Annotated in this window: 20 protein-coding genes; 4 read left to right on the top strand and 16 right to left on the bottom strand. The window is 43.1% G+C overall.

Annotated features, from left to right (window positions below; all coding sequences use genetic code 11):
• Positions 1-245 precede the first annotated feature (245 nt).
• On the bottom strand, positions 246-1,775 hold the full coding sequence (locus ABID99_RS26830; protein WP_188834157.1) for a Do family serine endopeptidase: 1,530 nt from the start codon (positions 1,773-1,775) through the stop codon (positions 246-248).
• A 191-nt stretch (positions 1,776-1,966) separates the two neighbouring features.
• Here ABID99_RS26830 and dapF point away from each other — a divergent pair, with 191 nt between their 5' ends.
• On the top strand, positions 1,967-2,752 hold the full coding sequence (gene dapF, locus ABID99_RS26835; RefSeq protein ID WP_188834156.1) for a diaminopimelate epimerase: 786 nt from the start codon (positions 1,967-1,969) through the stop codon (positions 2,750-2,752).
• Between the two features lie 143 nt (positions 2,753-2,895).
• Here dapF and ABID99_RS26840 read toward each other — a convergent pair whose 3' ends face one another.
• From ABID99_RS26840 to ABID99_RS26850, 3 genes are all read right to left on the bottom strand, one after another.
• Positions 2,896-3,309, bottom strand: coding sequence for a hypothetical protein (locus ABID99_RS26840; RefSeq protein ID WP_176626453.1), 414 nt, complete (start codon positions 3,307-3,309; stop codon positions 2,896-2,898).
• 168 nt (positions 3,310-3,477) lie between these two features.
• On the bottom strand, positions 3,478-4,356 hold the full coding sequence (locus ABID99_RS26845; RefSeq protein ID WP_373615674.1) for a DUF4349 domain-containing protein: 879 nt from the start codon (positions 4,354-4,356) through the stop codon (positions 3,478-3,480).
• Between the two features lie 116 nt (positions 4,357-4,472).
• On the bottom strand, positions 4,473-4,799 hold the full coding sequence (locus ABID99_RS26850; RefSeq protein WP_176626457.1) for a nucleotide pyrophosphohydrolase: 327 nt from the start codon (positions 4,797-4,799) through the stop codon (positions 4,473-4,475).
• 156 nt (positions 4,800-4,955) lie between these two features.
• Here ABID99_RS26850 and ABID99_RS26855 point away from each other — a divergent pair, with 156 nt between their 5' ends.
• Positions 4,956-5,249 (top strand): hypothetical protein, encoded by a 294-nt coding sequence (locus ABID99_RS26855; RefSeq protein WP_373615675.1) that lies wholly within the window; start codon positions 4,956-4,958, stop codon positions 5,247-5,249.
• Positions 5,250-5,304: 55 nt separating this feature from the next.
• On the opposite strand, the gene ABID99_RS26860 is transcribed toward ABID99_RS26855, so the two are convergent.
• Together ABID99_RS26860 and ABID99_RS26865 are read right to left on the bottom strand one after the other, a co-directional pair.
• Positions 5,305-7,728: a TonB-dependent receptor domain-containing protein gene (locus ABID99_RS26860; protein ID WP_373615676.1), complete on the bottom strand. Its 2,424-nt coding sequence runs from the start codon at positions 7,726-7,728 to the stop codon at positions 5,305-5,307.
• Between the two features lie 112 nt (positions 7,729-7,840).
• Positions 7,841-8,014, bottom strand: a complete 174-nt coding sequence (locus ABID99_RS26865) for a hypothetical protein (protein ID WP_175490098.1) — start codon at positions 8,012-8,014, stop codon at positions 7,841-7,843.
• A 167-nt stretch (positions 8,015-8,181) separates the two neighbouring features.
• Between ABID99_RS26865 and ABID99_RS26870 the strand changes: the two genes are divergently transcribed.
• Positions 8,182-8,778, top strand: a complete 597-nt coding sequence (locus ABID99_RS26870; protein WP_090533545.1) for a Crp/Fnr family transcriptional regulator — start codon at positions 8,182-8,184, stop codon at positions 8,776-8,778.
• 114 nt (positions 8,779-8,892) lie between these two features.
• Positions 8,893-9,480 carry a DUF308 domain-containing protein gene (locus ABID99_RS26875; protein WP_373615677.1) on the top strand — a complete coding sequence of 196 codons (588 nt, stop codon included), beginning with the start codon at positions 8,893-8,895 and terminating at the stop codon, positions 9,478-9,480.
• Positions 9,481-9,633: 153 nt separating this feature from the next.
• On the opposite strand, the gene ABID99_RS26880 is transcribed toward ABID99_RS26875, so the two are convergent.
• From ABID99_RS26880 to ABID99_RS26925, 10 genes are all read right to left on the bottom strand, one after another.
• Positions 9,634-9,993, bottom strand: a complete 360-nt coding sequence (locus ABID99_RS26880) for a hypothetical protein (protein WP_373615678.1) — start codon at positions 9,991-9,993, stop codon at positions 9,634-9,636.
• The gene (locus ABID99_RS26885; protein WP_373615679.1) at positions 9,994-10,614 is read right to left on the bottom strand and encodes a hypothetical protein; all 621 of its coding nucleotides are present in this window, start codon (positions 10,612-10,614) and stop codon (positions 9,994-9,996) included. It lies immediately after the preceding gene.
• The gene (locus ABID99_RS26890; RefSeq protein WP_217633216.1) at positions 10,592-11,206 is read right to left on the bottom strand and encodes an outer membrane lipoprotein carrier protein LolA; all 615 of its coding nucleotides are present in this window, start codon (positions 11,204-11,206) and stop codon (positions 10,592-10,594) included. The genes ABID99_RS26885 and ABID99_RS26890 overlap by 23 nt, the downstream gene beginning before the upstream one ends.
• Before the next feature lie 172 nt (positions 11,207-11,378).
• Entirely contained in the window at positions 11,379-12,152 is a 774-nt protein-coding gene (locus ABID99_RS26895) for a polysaccharide deacetylase family protein (protein WP_373615680.1), read from the bottom strand.
• Positions 12,146-13,195 carry a beta-ketoacyl synthase chain length factor gene (locus ABID99_RS26900; protein WP_373615681.1) on the bottom strand — a complete coding sequence of 350 codons (1,050 nt, stop codon included), beginning with the start codon at positions 13,193-13,195 and terminating at the stop codon, positions 12,146-12,148. Before ABID99_RS26900 ends, ABID99_RS26895 begins: the two co-directional genes overlap by 7 nt.
• Before the next feature lie 3 nt (positions 13,196-13,198).
• Complete coding sequence (locus tag ABID99_RS26905) at positions 13,199-14,398, bottom strand: beta-ketoacyl synthase (RefSeq protein ID WP_373615682.1); 1,200 nt, start codon at positions 14,396-14,398, stop codon at positions 13,199-13,201.
• Positions 14,399-14,401: 3 nt separating this feature from the next.
• Positions 14,402-14,665 carry a phosphopantetheine-binding protein gene (locus tag ABID99_RS26910; RefSeq protein ID WP_090533560.1) on the bottom strand — a complete coding sequence of 88 codons (264 nt, stop codon included), beginning with the start codon at positions 14,663-14,665 and terminating at the stop codon, positions 14,402-14,404.
• 66 nt (positions 14,666-14,731) lie between these two features.
• Positions 14,732-14,908 carry a hypothetical protein gene (locus ABID99_RS26915; RefSeq protein ID WP_373615683.1) on the bottom strand — a complete coding sequence of 59 codons (177 nt, stop codon included), beginning with the start codon at positions 14,906-14,908 and terminating at the stop codon, positions 14,732-14,734.
• A gap of 40 nt (positions 14,909-14,948) precedes the next feature.
• Positions 14,949-15,368, bottom strand: coding sequence for a hypothetical protein (locus ABID99_RS26920; protein WP_373615684.1), 420 nt, complete (start codon positions 15,366-15,368; stop codon positions 14,949-14,951).
• A 187-nt stretch (positions 15,369-15,555) separates the two neighbouring features.
• On the bottom strand, positions 15,556-16,806 hold the full coding sequence (locus ABID99_RS26925) for an NAD(P)/FAD-dependent oxidoreductase (RefSeq protein ID WP_090533564.1): 1,251 nt from the start codon (positions 16,804-16,806) through the stop codon (positions 15,556-15,558).

A 16,806-nucleotide genomic window follows, 5' to 3' on the forward strand; every position in this document is an offset into this window, starting at 1 on the left:
TCCAAAACAAAAGTGCGCTGGCTCGACAAAAAAGCGGGCCTGGGAGTATGGCCTTGCGCAGGGAAGCATTTTTTTGTCTTGATTTTTTGGTTACTTTTTCATCAAGGAAAAAGTGACTGGCCTCCGCCCGGCCAAGAGGGCGACGATGTAAGTTATAAAACTACTAAAGTCCAATATAACCCCCAAAAGAAAAACCCCGATCTAAAAAGACCAGGGCTTTCACATGCAAAAATCACTTTTAAAAATTATTGAGCCGGGAACGCGCTGCTAAAGTGCGAACCGTCAGGGTAGATACCGGCAATGATAATGTTGCCTTGTATCGGTTTTACAATTGCCTTGTCAATATCTTCGATACTGCTGATCGGCAGCTTGTTAATGCTGGTGATCACAACGCCTTCGGGTATTTCGGCAGCGTCGAATAAACCGCCTTCACGTACCTGGGTAACCAATACACCTGCGTTAACATGCAGCCTGTTTTTTTCGGCAGGGGTTAAAGCGTGGAAGCTTGCACCCAGTTTGTTAAACAGCTCTTCGGCCGATTTAGACGCCGCGATGCGGTTTGATGGTGCTACGGCATCTCCTTTAAGCGTTACCGCGAAATCTTTGTCCTTACCATCGCGCAGCACAGTAATATTGATCTTATCGCCGGGCTGTAAACGGCCTACACGTTCCTGCAGATCAGATGATTCATAAACCGGCTGACCTTCAACCTTAACAATGATGTCACCTTTGCGTAAGCCTGCCTGCTCGGCACCGCCGCCCGGTACAAGGTCGTTCACGTATAAACCGTTGGTGGTTGTTACGTCGAGTTTTTGGGCTACGTCCGGGTTAAGTTCGGTGAAGGTTACACCCACAAAACCGCGTTTTACTGTACCGAATTTCTTGATATCGTTCAGTACTTTTTTAGCCAGGTTAACCGGGATGGCAAAGCCGTAGCCTTCGTATGAACCGGTGTGCGAAGCGATAGCGGCGTTAATACCAATCAGTTCGCCACGGGTGTTCACCAGGGCACCGCCGCTATTGCCAGGGTTAATAGCCGCATCGGTTTGGATGAACGACTCTATAGCTTTGTTCAGCTTAGGAGTCGACTGGTTGCGGGTACGGCCAAACGGGTTATCGTCATCATTGTTTTCGCTGCCAATAATACCAATGTTACGGCCTTTGGCGCTGATGATACCGGCTGTAACGGTTGATGTTAAGTTAAAAGGGTTGCCTACAGCTAAAACCCATTCGCCAACTTTAGCGTCGTCGCTGTTACCTAATTTTACAATTGGCAGGTTGTTAGCGCTAACTTTAATGAGGGCAAGATCTGTACTTGGGTCGGTGCCGATAACTTTGGCGCTGAAAGTACGGTGATCATTGGTAGCAACGGTAATTTTATCGGCCTTTTCAACCACGTGGTTGTTGGTTACAATGTAGCCATCGGGCGAAATGATAACACCAGAGCCTGATGCCATCTGTGGGCCTTGCGGACGAACCCGCTGACCAAACATATCACCAAACATTTGCTCCAGCTGGTCCTGTCCGCCGCTGCCTTTGTTAGTATAGGTTGTGCGGATGTAAACCACCGCCGGGGTTGCTGCAGCCGCTGCCTGGGTAAAATCAAGGTCACCGGTTGATGAAACCGGGGTGGACGGGTTGCTCGTAAAATATACCTTTTGCTTGTCTTCAAAGCTCAGGTTGTCGGAGTATTTGTTTTCGATAACCTTATATACTCCTAAGGCCATCGCACCTCCAACAAAAGCGGTTAATAGTGTTAAACCAATCTTTTTCATTTATTATTTGCCTTTCTTATTATTAAGTTTACTTATTTTACAGATCAAATTTAATACCATATAGACGAGATAATCAATGATTAGTTATCCCGTTTTTTGTTAAAATTTGTTAAATAGATAAACACCGGCTATTTTAATTGTTAGCACGGGTTTTGTTGAAGACTAAAGGGACTGATATTAACAGGATAATTGTGAAGATACATTTTTATAAATACCAGGGCGCAGGCAATGATTTTATTTTGATTGATAACCGCGATAACAGCGTTGATCATCATAACCCTAAGCTGATTTCGGGACTGTGCGATCGTCGTTTCGGAATCGGGGGTGATGGTTTGATGCTATTGCAAAACAAAGACGGATACGATTTTGAGATGATTTATTACAATGCCGACGGCCAGCCGAGCAGCATGTGCGGCAACGGCGGGCGCTGTATTGTGGCCTTTGCCAAATTTTTAGGCGTTATTGAATCGGAAACCGAATTTTTGGCAGTAGACGGCCCCCATTATGCCAAAATTTCAGACGAAGGCGATTGGGTAAGCCTGCAAATGATTGATGTAAACGAAGTTAATACCGATGCCGATGCTTATGTGCTCAACACCGGCTCGCCACATTACGTAAAGCTGGTTGACGGGCTTGAACAACGCAATGTTTACCAGGAAGGCCACGCTATCCGCAATAATGCCACTTATCGCAAAAATGGCATTAATGTAAATTTTGTTGAACCAATGAAAGAGGGCTACTTTGTACGCACATTTGAGCGTGGGGTAGAGGATGAGACCTTTGCCTGCGGAACGGGCGTAACTGCCGTTGCGCTGGCCATGGCGCAGCACAAACAGCAAACCGGGCATATTACCACACCTATAAGAGTATTGGGGGGCAACCTCAATATCCGTTTTGATTATGATGGCAAAACTTTTACAGACATTTTTTTAGAAGGCCCTGCTGAAAGGGTTTTTGAGGGAGATGTGGTTGTTTAAGGGAGAGACAAAAGATCAAGGATCAGGAAACAAGAGATCAAGAGGCAGGACATTAAAAATCGGATGGCAAGAGCCATGATATAAGAATAAAAACATGTCATTACCATGCTGCGCTTGCAATGATATCTAAGAGAAACGGGCGATCAATGTACCGGCTTTAATAAATTAAAAAACGTCCCGTCCATTATAACGTTGCCAATGGCGTCAAATGCGCTTTTCCTGGTGACTTCGTCCTGCATATCTTCAGCATAAAAAATATGGTCAACGCCTAATGTTTTCAGGAAAGGATCAACCTTGGAGTGCCATTTATTTTTATAGCAGCAAATCCTGATGTTTTTGTATGCAATGTTTGCGCTTAAACGGCGAAGGATCTTTTCGATGTCCTGAACAAGATAGTCGTAATCAAGTATGAGCAGGTTGGGTTTGATATCGTGTATGGATGGAAAAATAGCCGGAATGGCTGAAATATGTTTAAAAACCTTGTTATTAGGCAATACCTCAAGGCCAACTACATGGGGGGCAACCAACAGTACAACTTTAGACCGTACACGGATCATAATCAATTAATTAGGTGCTTAAAATTAGGGGTTAAATTTCTACTTATCAAGCATTTATTAAATAATTTAGTAAAGTTTCTACCCTTTTAATTAAATCTTCATCAACTAATACCTTTTTGCATTAGCCTTTTTATAATTTAAACATTAAGTTAACTTTAACGATATTTTTTATGCCTCTGTTAACACAGTTGCTCTCCTTCGTTTTTTCCAGCGGATGATTAACAGGTAAATAATTAACGCAACAAATATTAAAGGCCACAGGGATACTATTGAAAAGAACATGTTTTGCATGGTATCCCAGCCGGTGCTCAGTGAGTTTTTAAACTTATAGCCAAAACCATTGCCGTTGTTAACCAGGTTGGCCTGCCTGGTGTAAAAGCTGATATCCAGCGAGCTGTAACTCACCTGGCTGCTTAAATAGTTCAACTGCCCTTGTGCCGAGTCAATTTCGGTACGGATAGCGGCAAGCTTATCTTCAATAGCCAGCAGGTCGGTCATTTTGATAGCTTTAGCAGCCAACTGCAAATAACGCTGCTCTAACTGCTTGTTATTGTTGATTTGTGCCTTAACGTCGATGAATTGTGTTGTCACATCCCTGATGTGAATGTTTTTGGAGTCGATATGATCTGCACTGGAAGTTAAGCTATTTAAAAAAGCATCAAAGTTTTTAGAGGGAACCCTGATCTTGAGACTGTATTCCTTTTGATTGGTTTCGCCGTTGTTGGTCTCATTTTCTTCGGCAAGGTAACCGCCTAACTTTTTGAGCGATGAAACAATGTTTTGCCTAGCTGCCTTAGGATTACCGGTTTCAAAACGGATATCTCCTTCCTTGATGATCTTTTTGGCGGTGTCGGTAATTGTTGTCTTGCGGGAACCATGGTCGTCTTCGACAACAACCGGCGCTTTAAAAGCCATACTCTCAACTTTTTCTTCGGGAGCAGGCGGGATTAACGTTACATCGGCAATTGTTGCTTTTTGTTCTTTTTGACGTTCGCATGAGGTCGTTACAAGCAAAAAGCTTATCGACAGGAAAAAATAGGTTTTCATAATAAGGCTGTTTAATTGTTTTAGATTAAACGATTTTTGCCTTATTAAATTGTGTTTAATTTAATATTTAAAGAATTTAATTTTGTATTTGTGTTTAATGTGAAATTAAATTTTATTTATTTCAATTTTTCATTGTTTTTATGCCGTTCGGCATCTCGGATGCTTTTCTTTTCCATGTTCTTTTCCAGGGCGTCGGTTAGGTCGATGCCGGTTTGATTGGCCAGGCAAATAAGTACAAAAAGTACATCGGCCATTTCATCGGCCAGATTAACTTCCGTATCTGATTTTTTGAATGATTGCTCGCCGTATTGCCTCGCCATGATCCGGGCTACTTCGCCAACCTCTTCCATTAAAATAGCGGTATTGGTAAGTTCGTTAAAATACCTGATGCCGGTTGTTTTTATCCAGTTATCTACAAGTTGCTGTGCCTGGCTGATCTCCATAAAGTAGCTTTAATGTGGTCGAATTGAGTGTGCACGAATTTCACGAATTTTTTTGATTGATAGCCTATCGGATGGCTTTCTAAATAAATGAAAATATTTTGTAAGGTTTCATTTATCAACCCGACTAAGCGGCAAATACCAACTAAAAAATCAAACATGAAAATCACATCAATTATTTCGGGCACCCTTATCGCCACCCTTGCTATTGCCGGCATTACAGCGAATGTACAAGCTAAAACATTAAATCCTGCGCATAATACCGTTATGCTAAGCGACACCGGTAAAATGAAAAAGGACAAGATGAGCAAAGACAAAATGAGCCACGATAAAATGGCTTCAGGTAGAATGAGTACTGATAAAATGAGCAAGGACAAAATGAGCCATGATAAAATGTCAAAAAGTAAAATGGGTAAAAGCAAAATGGGGAAAGACAGCACAGGTAAAATGTAACCTTGTTTTTGTTTTGTAATTGTTTGAAAGGGGCCGTAAAAGTCCCTTTTTGCTTTTAATGGACCCGGCCTTTCTCTTCCTGGTTGCCGGTATCCTGCTTTGCTGCCTTGTTTTGGCTATTGCCAAAGCGGTAACTGATGCCAACAAGAGCATACCTGTTAATCTGGAAGTTGGTGTATTTTTGTCTTACCCCGTTAACAATTGTAGTAACTGCCGATGCGCTGCTCCTGAAAACATCGTTCATTACAAATGAAACATCGACCTTCTTTTTAAAAACGGATGCTTTAAGGCCAAGGTCGAGTTTGTAGTAAGCATCACTTCTGCCTATATGATCTACCTCCGGGAACTGGTACCAAAAATTAACTGCACCTGAAAATGATTTATCGGCATTAAAATAGATGTTGTTGTTGGTCGCAATATACGCCCCGAAGCCATTGATCCCATTTACTGCAGCCAATGCAGATTTTGCATCGGTATGATAAAAAGTGAACTGGTTATTATTATCAAGCCAGCTAAGCAATTGCATCGAATAATTTTCGGAAATACCTACCCGGTAAGTTTTAATAAAATTAAGGGGCGTGGTATAAATCAAATTAGTATCTGGCCGGGCAATGGTTACGTTGTTAAAACCATTGTTGGTAACGTTTAAAAATATAGCCGAAGTAAGCCTGTTTTTATAGGTGTGCGAAAGCTCAAAATTGGTATTATATTCTGGTTGAAGATAGGGGTTGCCTTCGCCATAGCTATAAGCTGTAAACAAGCTCTTGAATGGGTTAAGGTTCCAGAAAGTTGGCCGGTTAACCCGCCTGCCAAAGTTTAGTGATAGGCTGTGATTAACAGCTGCCTGGTAACTCACCGTTGCTGATGGAAACAACCTTGTGTAATTATTAATGGTAGTTTGGTTAAGCGTGTGCGAGTAGCCTTTGGTTTCGGTGTGCTCTGCCCGCAAGCCGGCCTGGTACTTCCATTTACCATCCTCGCGGTTTATGCTGCCGTAAACAGATTGGGTATTTTCGGTATAGGTAAATTCATTGCTTAAGTTCGGGTCATACTTTAGCGAATCGTTGGTTGCCTTTTTATAATAAAAAGCGTTGCTGTAATTATTGATAAAGCTCAGTTTGCCGCCAAAAGCAAAGCGGGCATATTTGGTTGGCAAAAGCGCATCGGCCTTGAATGTATAAATGTTGATGTCCTGCTTATTGGTATCATGGTAGCGATTACGACTGGCTGCATTCAATGATCCGTCAGCGAGGTAAGTGTTGCTCTCAAAGTCCGATCTGTCGGTGCGGTAATAGTTAAAATAGTCGGCATTAAGTACCAATTTAGCACCTGATGTATCCAGGCTGATGGTGCTATGCAGGTTAACCGCATTACTGATAGCCACCGGGTGATAGGTGGCATAGGTTCTTAATGTTGAATCGATAGCACCGGTAGTGTTGTTAATGATGGGGTTATTCACATGGTCGGATCCGTCATAGGTATTCTTACCTCCCTGGTAATTTACCCCGGCAGTTACTTTTGAACTAAACCTATAATCGGCCCCGGCAATGAAGTTTAAATTGTGATAACGATAGTTGCCGGTATCTGTTTGCAGCCAGGTTTGCTTAGGATAGTAAATATCGGTTTCAAAGCCCTCCAGTTCGTGGTCATGGTCAACATTAACACTGGCATATGCGGAGAGTTTGGCCGAATTGTAGTTAATATCGCCGCTGGCATTTAACCACCAGTAATTGCTGGTACCATAAACCGAGGCCGGGCTATGCATCCATTGCTCATCATTAATTTGTACGCTGCCGGTATAGCCATGTTTTTTGCTATGTTTGAGCGTGATGTTGATCAATCCGGCGTTGCCCTCAGCATCATAAGCAGCTCCCGGATTTTTAATTACCTCAATACTGCCTACCTGGCTTGCAGATAATGAGCGCAGGTAACGGAGCAGGTCGGTTCCAGCCAGTTGAACCAATCTTTCGTTCACCATAACTTTAACGCTGCCTTTGCCAACAATGCTCAGGTCATTATCACCAACTTTTATACCCGGCACGCGACCAATAACCGTAAGTACATCAGCTCCTGCCGATGTGGCACTGGTGGATACATTGTAAACCAGCTTATCGCCCTTGTTTTCAACAGAGGCTTTGCCTGCTGTTACGGTTACTTCGTTCAACTGTGTGGTATTATCAGCGAGGGTAATAGATACCGAGGTATCTTGTTGCAAGTTTAATTTAAGTTTGGTTTTTTGATAGCCGGTGAAGGTGATAGTTAAATGATAGGTGCCTTTATCAACGTCAGTAAAACTAAATAGCCCGATGGAATCGGTTTGCACTACCCTTGTTTGCTCTGAATTTTGCTGTTGCAGGTTAACCACAGCAAAGGCCACAGGAACTTTAGAATTGTCGACAATTTTACCGCTAACTTTTATCTGTGCAAACAGGCTGCTATAAATTAAACTAAAAAATAAAAAGCTGCAGATATGTTTCAAGCCGGGACGGGGATGAGGTTTATAATTCCGTAAATTAAATAAAAAACCGCCGCTAATTGTTTAGCGACGGTTCTATTTTATTTTCATTATGTTTCTGAAGGTAGGTTTGGTATTAGATTTCGCTTTTTACGTGTTCTAATCCCCCGTTTTCGGTAATGTGGTATTCGGAACGCAGAAGGGCATCCGGGTTGATGTTATTGTCTTTCTTTTTTCTTTTCCGGGGACCTGAAACGGCCAATATAATAACCGTCAGGAACAGGGTGATCTCTATCAAACTCACTAACATGGGGAGATGTATTTATATGCTTCATTGTGTTGATTGATTTAATGATTGTTTTTTATTCAATTTAGTTTGATTGTAAAATAAGAAAATAAAATCAGTTGTTTTTAACCCAGGTGAAAATTAGTATGATTTTTTGTGCCGATATTTAACCTTATTGCACTTTGTTAGTTATGGCCGATAAGCAACAGGTATTAAACGAACTTCTTGGCAATTTTGCCGGTATGTCTGAAAACGATGTGGCGGTTAGCTTGCCGTATTGGCGCACCCGTAAAATTGAGAAAGGCGATTTTTTTAACATGCAGAACATTGTATGTACCGATCTTGCGCTTATTAACAAAGGTCTATTCCGGATCTACTACGTACACCCCGAAACGCAGGAAGAAAAGAACATCTACTTTTTTTCGGAAAGGCAGTTCCTGGTATCATTCCGCAGTTTTATCAATCAATACCCTTGCGCATATTATATCCAGGCGATGGAGGATGCCGAGATCATCTCCATCAACTATAATGATCTTCAATATCTTTACTCCACGCCAACCGGCTGGCAACGCTTCGGTCGCCTGGTTGCCGAATTATTCTTTAACCAATCGCAAGCCCGTACCGAAGAGTTTTTATTTAATACAGCCGAAGAGCGTTATTTGAAAATGATAACGCAGCATCCCAATATCGTAAGCCGCATTCCCGCATATCATATTTCATCTTATTTGGGCATTAAAAACCCATCTCTTACCCGCATCAAGAAGCGACTATCACAGCAAAAGCCTTAAAAACGAAACTCTGCTGACAATTGCCCCTCCCAATTTTCACCTAAGTGAAAATTGCGGTCTCGTTTTGTGCCCAACTTTGCTTCATCAAACAAAACGAAATAAAAATTTAAAGTCATGTCAGCAAATAAAACATTGATCATAGAAACTTCAGCCGCGGCTAATACAGCCCGCGAGTTGCGTAAGCTTTATTTTACAAGGGTAGCATTTTCAGTTACCTGGGTAATATTGGTATCGTTATTGGCTAAAACTTCATTTACCGCAGCAACCATACTGCTTGTGATCTATCCGTTATGGGATGTTGTAGGTACATTCCTTGATATCCGTGCTAATCAAGGCAACGGAACATCGGTAACACCGCAATATGTAAACGTTGCTATTAGCATCGTTACAACCCTGTCGGTAGGTTTTGCTATAACCAAAGGAGTGCCTGCCGCGTTAATTGTATTTGGCGGATGGGCTTTGTTAACAGGATTAATCCAATTGGTATTGGGCTTAAAAAGACGTAAAGAGTTTGGCGGCCAATGGCCAATGATATTAAGTGGGGGGCAATCTATGCTTGCCGGTGTGTCATTTATAGCAATGGCGCACTCGCCTAATATGGGGATTGCAAATTTGGCAGGGTATTCGGCCTTTGGTGCTTTTTACTATTTATTGGCAGCCATTAGGTTAGGGAAAAGTGCAAAGGCGGTTGCTGAGAATTGATATTCGCCTGTTAATATAAAACTATGTCATTGCGGGCGAAGCGTGGCAATCTCGTCGAAAGCAGAGCGAACCTGCAATGTATTTATGCATAGCTACGAGATTGCCACGTCGCGTCCAACGCTCGTCCCCGGCAGCTCCTTGCAATGACATTTTTTATTTAAACGTCCCCTTAAACTTCAAAAACACAATCCCCTCATTTACCAGTTGCGCATCTGCCTTAACCTGCTCATCAACGGTACTCATCTTTATCTCCAACCCAACCTGGGGGTATTCATTAGGGTTGATGAACGACAGAAACTTGATACTATCAGCCTTAACAAGTCTTAACTTTTTGCCGAGCTGATTTTCCAGAATCTCTTTGACCATCTGCATCATGCACACACCCGGCACAATGGGATTGCCTGGGAAATGCCCTTTAAAAATATCATGCGCAGGGTTAAGGCTGATGGTTGTTTTGAGCAAATCGCCATTAGTTTCGGGAGTGGTAAAACTGAAAAAAGTATTGTTGAGCATCTATCTTTCCAAACGTTTAAGACCGATATTAAATTTAAAGTTTTTATGGCTGATGCCAATGGTATCAGGAATGCCATTGTAAAAGCCATGCACAATGGCCTGCACCACGGGTTTCCTGTCGGATGAGCGTTCCATGCGGATCAGCTCTGTTCCGGTTTTATTGGTGATGTAATAGTTGGCGCCTTTTTCCTGTGGGAAAACATAATACAGATAGTTATCATCTTTGCGCATATAACCTGTTTCGGAGTTTTGCTTACGCATCATCACCAGCTCAAAATCTTTTTGCAGGGTGATGATCACCGGGCGCTTATCCATTTGCTTAATGATGTAATACACCTTGAAGCCGCCATCGGGCTTAAACTCAAAATCGAAAAATTTAAACCCCATTTCATTACTGAACACCATACGCACGCTTTTATCGGGAAGGGTTTTAATCAGCAACAGGCCGCTTAAATGATGCCCGCCAATTACATCTACCCCGGTTTTATAAAGCACATTGGTAAAATCGGGCGCGAATTTTTTGATCTCGCGTACATTGCCTTCGGTCGGCTTCAGGTTTTTGTAAACCGATGAGCAGCCAGCCAGCATTAGCAGGCAGCTACTTAATAGCAAAAAACGCATCCGGGATATTGGCATTGATCTCTTTATTGGTGAAATGCAGGGTAGTGCTATCGCCCGTACCTTCCAGCATTTCGATGGTGTTTACCGAATAATCTTTTTTATCAACAGTGATCTCGATGGTTTTGAAAAAGTCACTCAGTTGTTTATTGACAGGGGATAGAGAAACTAAATAGGTGCCCTTGTTTTCGTATACCGCCGATTTAAAATCGCCGCTATTGAGTGCCGTTCCCTGTATACAATCGACAACGATTTTGTTGATCTGCTTAAATACTTTGTTGGAGCGGGTGGATACCTTGTTTTCTTTTTGTCCATCTTTAATGTACACATTGTCCTTGTTCAGGATCATGAGATAGCTGAATGGCTGGGTATACTCCATCCGCAGCATATTGGGCTTGCGGTACCAGAATTTGCCTTTAGAGGTGATCTTTTCTGAAAGCATGCTCAGATTTTTATCCTGGGTAAAATCGCTTTTAATGCTGTTTGTTTTTGCAGCAACTTCGGCAAACTGCTGTTTGAATTTGGTAAGATCAGATAGTTGGGTATAACCTGCGTGCTGGGCTTGGGCAGAGATGGCCGCGCAGGTGATTATCAAAAGAATCAACAGAGACTTAGTACATGATAAAAGTGTGGCGGCCCGCGCGATTCCTTCCTTGGTGAAGGAGGAGGTAGGGGTTAAACGCTGATGAAACCCCTCCCTAAACCCTCCCGAGGGAGGGAATCGCACAGCCCCTGCTTCAGCTTTTAATATTTTATTTTCAATCAATCTACGCATAAGCCTGCAAATTTAGCATTTTATCCAGTCGTACTATTTCGTATCCCTGTGCTTTGGTTTGTTCAATAAACCGAGGCAATACTGAAATTGTTGCGACTCCTGTATCATGAAACAGGAAAATAGCGCCGGGGTTTAAGCGGCGCGTTATCTTATTTAATAGTTTTTGAGGATTGTTGATCACCGTGTCCATCGAGCGCACGCTCCAGCCTATGGGCTCCATCCTGCTTTTTAAAATGGCTTTTTTGACGTTGGGGTTGATCACCCCGTAAGGAGGCCTGAACAACAGCGGACTTAAATTAATCACGTGTCTTACCTGCTGGTTCGCTTGAAGTATATCATCCAGCATTTTGGCTGAAGAAAACAGATCGAACCAAAAATAATGCGAGAAACTGTGGTTGCCGATGATGTGGCCCTCTTCGTGGATCCGTTTTATGATGGTTTCATTCTCCGAGATTCTACTGCCAATACAAAAGAATGCTGCCGGGATGTTTTGTTGTTTTAAGATCTCCAAAATCTGTGGCGTGGCGATAGCGTCAGGTCCGTCATCGAAAGTTATAGCGATGATCTTTTTGTTGGTTTTGAGTGAGCACATCACCCGCATAAAAAAGTTAGAGCCGATGTAATAGCACCCGTAAAATAATATCAGCGAGTAAATAAAGATCAACACTGGATAACTCCACCAGGATACCCCTTCTGTAATATCCTGCCAGATTATCAACCCCAGCAGCCCGGCAAAAAGGATATTGGTATTCCTGAAATTTAACATGCCGAAAGCAGGATTAACGAGTGGTGGATATTTTGGTAATGATTATAGATCAATACCTTTTTTAACGAAGTTTGGTCGCTTTCAGGTACAAATGAACAGCCCCCAGCTTTGATTTCATGCGCCGCCAGCCACGTTGCAAATGCCGATGAGGTTGGATATTCGCCGCAGAGGGCTTTGTAATTGATAACAGGCGCATTAGCAAAATCATATTTTAGCAATTGCTCATAAACGGCATCATTTTTTAAATCACCGTTATTACCGGTTATTACCAGGTCAATCTCATGGATATTGGCGTTTTGGCTTTGCAAAAAAATGCTGATCTGTTGTTTTATTTCGGCGGTGTTGCGCGGTTTATAAAAGCTGGATACGCCATCAATTTTAGCCCAGTCATTATCCGAGGCTTCCCTGCTCAACATGAAAAACGCGGATCCTTCGCCAGCCATTGTCCCCTTGCCGGGAGTATTAAGCAGATCAAAGTTTGATACCTGTTCCCGGCGATATAAGCCCATGCGCTTTAAAATAGCATGACTATTAGTGGTGATTTCATCGATACCGCCAACCAGTACATTGGCCGCTTCGCCCTCATACAAAAGCATCATAGCATCAAGCAGGGCGTTTTCAAACGAAGCGCCGCCATTTACAAAGGTGTTGTTGTATTGATGACATTGCAGCAGTAAGGCTATCTGCGCGCTGATGGTATTATGGGTGGATTGGATAAACGCGGTAGGGGATAGCGCTTCCTCGTTTTGCTGCGCCATTTTAGTAAGGAAGGTATTGGTATCTTCCAGGCAGCCGTAAGCCGTTCCGGTGATGATAGCATCCGGCGCGTTGACTCCGGCTTGTTGCAGGCAATCCATCCCGGCAGCAACACCCATTTTAATGATTCGGCTCATGCGGCGGATGATTTTTGGATCGATCAGGGCTTTATAATCCGGTTCAATACAGGTGAGCCCGTCGCCGGTATATCCTGCCAGTTCTGAAAGGAACTGCTGATTACCGAAGGTATTTTGTGGCGATATATTGCTTGCTGCCCTGATGTACATCGCCTATAGTTTTGAAAATATTAATGATGAACAATTTCCGCCAAACCCAAAAGAGTTAGATAATACGTGTTTGACGTCCGGCTGCGTTGAAAAATGGGTCTCCGGTGTAAAAGGAAAGCCGTCCATTTGCGTTTCAAACCTCAGATTAGGGTATATCAAACCGCGCCGCACCGCCAATGCTGAAAACACGGCTTCAATGCCGCCGCTTGCTCCGAGCGTGTGCCCCGTGAATGCTTTAGTAGAGCTCATTTTTGGAGAATGTCCTGCAAATAGCTTGCTGATGGCTGTGCCTTCTGAACTATCATTATTTTGTGTGCCTGTACCATGCAGGTTAATATAACCGATATCGGCAGGCTGTAAGCCACTTTTTTTAAGCGCGCCTTCCATGGCCAATAATGATCCAGTTCCTTCGGGCGATGAAGCCGTTTGATGATAGGCATCATTGGCGTTATGATAGCTGCTGAAGGTGCAATACATCTCTTTTTTAAGCGATGATGCTATTCGCGCAGATACCAGCACCACATACCCTGCACCCTCACCAAGATTAAGGCCACGGCGGTCGGCATCAAAAGGCTGGCAGGGCTGTTTATCCAATATCATGAGGGTGTTAAAACCGTTGAGGGTAAAGCGGGTAAGTGCATCGGTACCGCCGGCAATAACCACATCCAGTATGTTGTTTTTAATAAGCCTTGCGCCGTATATAATGGCATTAGCCGATGAAGAACAAGCCGTGCTAATAGTGCTTACATAATGCCTTATACCCAGCTGATCGGCAACTAAATTGGTAATGGCCCCGCACTCGTGATTAATGACATTGCGTAATCTGCCTTTGGTGTTATCGTCTAAAAAGTCCCTGAAAAAATCTTCGGTTTTATCCATGCCGCCGACGGTGTTGGCGGAGATAAAACCTGTTCTTAAACCTGCAAGATTGATAATTCCGGTGTCAGCTAAAGCTTCTTTAGCGGCAATTGAACTCAGCATAGCCGTGCGACTGATGCCCGGTTTGAACCTCGACATTTCGGCAAGCTCATTATTGCTTAGTTTAACCTCACCAACCGGAAACTCATCCCGGTGTTCAGTATCCAGGTATTGGATAGGGGCAATGCCTGTTTTTTCCTGTTCAAGCGACAGCAGGTTTTGGGCCACAGTATTACCTATGGCCGAAATTACCCCAACGCCGGCTATAAAAACAGGTTGCTCCATTGTTTAGGCGTTCGGAATCCTGGTGCTTTCAATAAATTCGGCAATGGTGCGTACTGAGCGGAAGATCTTCGGGCCGTCCTCTGCGTTGGAAAGCTTTACTTTATATTTTTGCTGTAGCAGCACAATCAGTTCCAGCGCGTCTATCGAATCCAGACCAAGGCCATCACCAAAAAGCGGCTGGTCATCACCGATATCTTCCGGCTTCACATCCTGTAAGTTCAACTGCTCAATGATCTGCTCTTTCAGATCGGCCATTAATTTATCCATATTGTAAGTTTTATAATTACCCCCTCTAAATCTCCCCCGGTAGGGGAGACTTAAAAAAACACATTTTTAAAAGCCCTCCTTTTCGGAGAGGGTTTGGGTGGGGTTGTAAATTTTATTAATATTTTCTGTTTTGAAGGGCATTACACCGTCCTTTTCTATCAAAAACAAAACTGCTTTATATTCATCGCCAAGCAGCTCCACCCATCCGCAAATACAAACATTCAATTGCCTGATATCGAGCAAGTTGTAAACGTAACTTGCTATGAAATCTGCATTAAACCGGTCAAAAATATAAAAAAGCGTTTTCGCCTTTAAAATGATGACGGATGCAGATCTCGCCGATAACAATGTTGGGTAGCGTATAAACAAATAATGCAGGGCTTGCTATCTCCTGCATCGAATCATAATACCGCTTATCAGCATCAAGACTGGAGTTTGCGTTGGTTAACACCACGCCGATGTCAGTCGGCTGATATTTCGCCTTGTCGAAATCTTTCAGCAAAACTTCAGCAGTAAGCCAACCCAGTTTTGCCAGGTTATCCATCTTATAAAACTTAGGGTATTTTACCCCAAGATGCTGGTAAACCGACAGAAAAAAACCGGGAATATCATTCTCTGTACCCGCAAATACGACTTCGTTATTATAACGAACAATGTTATCGCTGATACTGCAGTGAGCTGATATGTAATATTGGTTCTTCAATTTATAGTTTTACTAATCTCATACTGAAAAATTTCTACACAAATGCTTTGCAAGCGCTCCACAATTAATCGAATTACACGAATCTTAAATTGATTCAATTCGTGTAATTCGATTAATACGTAAAAATTAGTGTGAAAAATTTTCATTTATTGTTTTTCAATTCGTACATGGTTAAATGATCCTGCCTTTAGCTTTTATCGGCTGCTACTAAATCTCTTAGGGTAATAGTACGTGCCAGTTTATGCAAAGCTGTTTCGTGATTTTTAACATACGGATTATCGAGGTCCCAAACATAACCGGCCAATACCGAGCAGATCTGACTTTTAACAAGCGGGTCCTGGTTATTGGCAAAAAATATCGTGTCGAGCACGCCCTCATACCATGCGGTAACGTAGGAGCGGAAGGTATTTACACCCTGCATCATGTGCTGCATGTATTCTTTATCCCAATCCACAGTTTCGCCGTTAAGCTTGCGGATCACCAGTTTGGCTGCTGTTTGGCTCGATACCGTAGCCAGCGTTACGCCCGATGAAAATATCGGATCAAGGAACTCTGTTACGTTACCGGTAAGTACAAAGCCATTACCATAAAACTTATCTGTAGTGGCCGACCATGATTCCAAAACTCTCGGTGCGAAAGTAAATTCCACATCCTCAAAACGCTCGCTGAAATATGGTTGCGACGCTATCAATCCACGCAAAATCTCTTCGTCGGAGCCTTCATGTTGCTTAAAAAACTCAGGATTGCCCACAAAACCTAAGGAGGTAATACCGTTGGCGAAAGGAATGATCCAGATCCAAACGCCAGGCTGATGCACTACGATGGTAATGCGGTTTGGCTCATCGGCCATAGAGCGTTTTTTATCCACCGTATGCACAAAAAGCGCCTTACGCGGAACTTGGGTCGATGGCCTGTCGAGGTTAAATAGTTTGGGGATCACCCTGCCATAACCGCTGCCATCGATGATAAAACGAGCCGAAATCTCTGTTTGATTTCCATCTTTATCCTCCAAAGTAGTTACCGAGTTTTGGCCGTTGAAAACAATATTAGTAACGGTAGTTTCGTAATGAACAGGAACGCCCATTTTCTCAACAGTATCGGCTAAGGTTTTATCAAAATCGGCACGGGGTACCTGCCAGGTCCGGTTCCAGCCGGGAGTGAATTGGTCGGCAAATTGATAATCGCAGATCTTGCCATCTTTCACAAATTTAGCCCCATTTTTTTGCTGAAAGCCTTTTTCGCTTATGGCATCTACAAAGCCGGCTTCGGTTAGCGCTTCCATGCATCGTGGCAGCAAGCTTTCGCCAATCACAAACCGCGGGAAAAGCTGTTTCTCTACAATTTTTACCTTAAAGCCTGCCTGGTGTACGATAGAAGCGGCCACCGTGCCCGCCGGACCGGCACCTATTACCAATACATCTACCTGTTCTGTGTTCAT

Source organism: Mucilaginibacter sp. OAE612 (assembly GCF_041806395.1).
Taxonomy (GTDB): Bacteria; Bacteroidota; Bacteroidia; order Sphingobacteriales; family Sphingobacteriaceae; genus Mucilaginibacter; species Mucilaginibacter rubeus.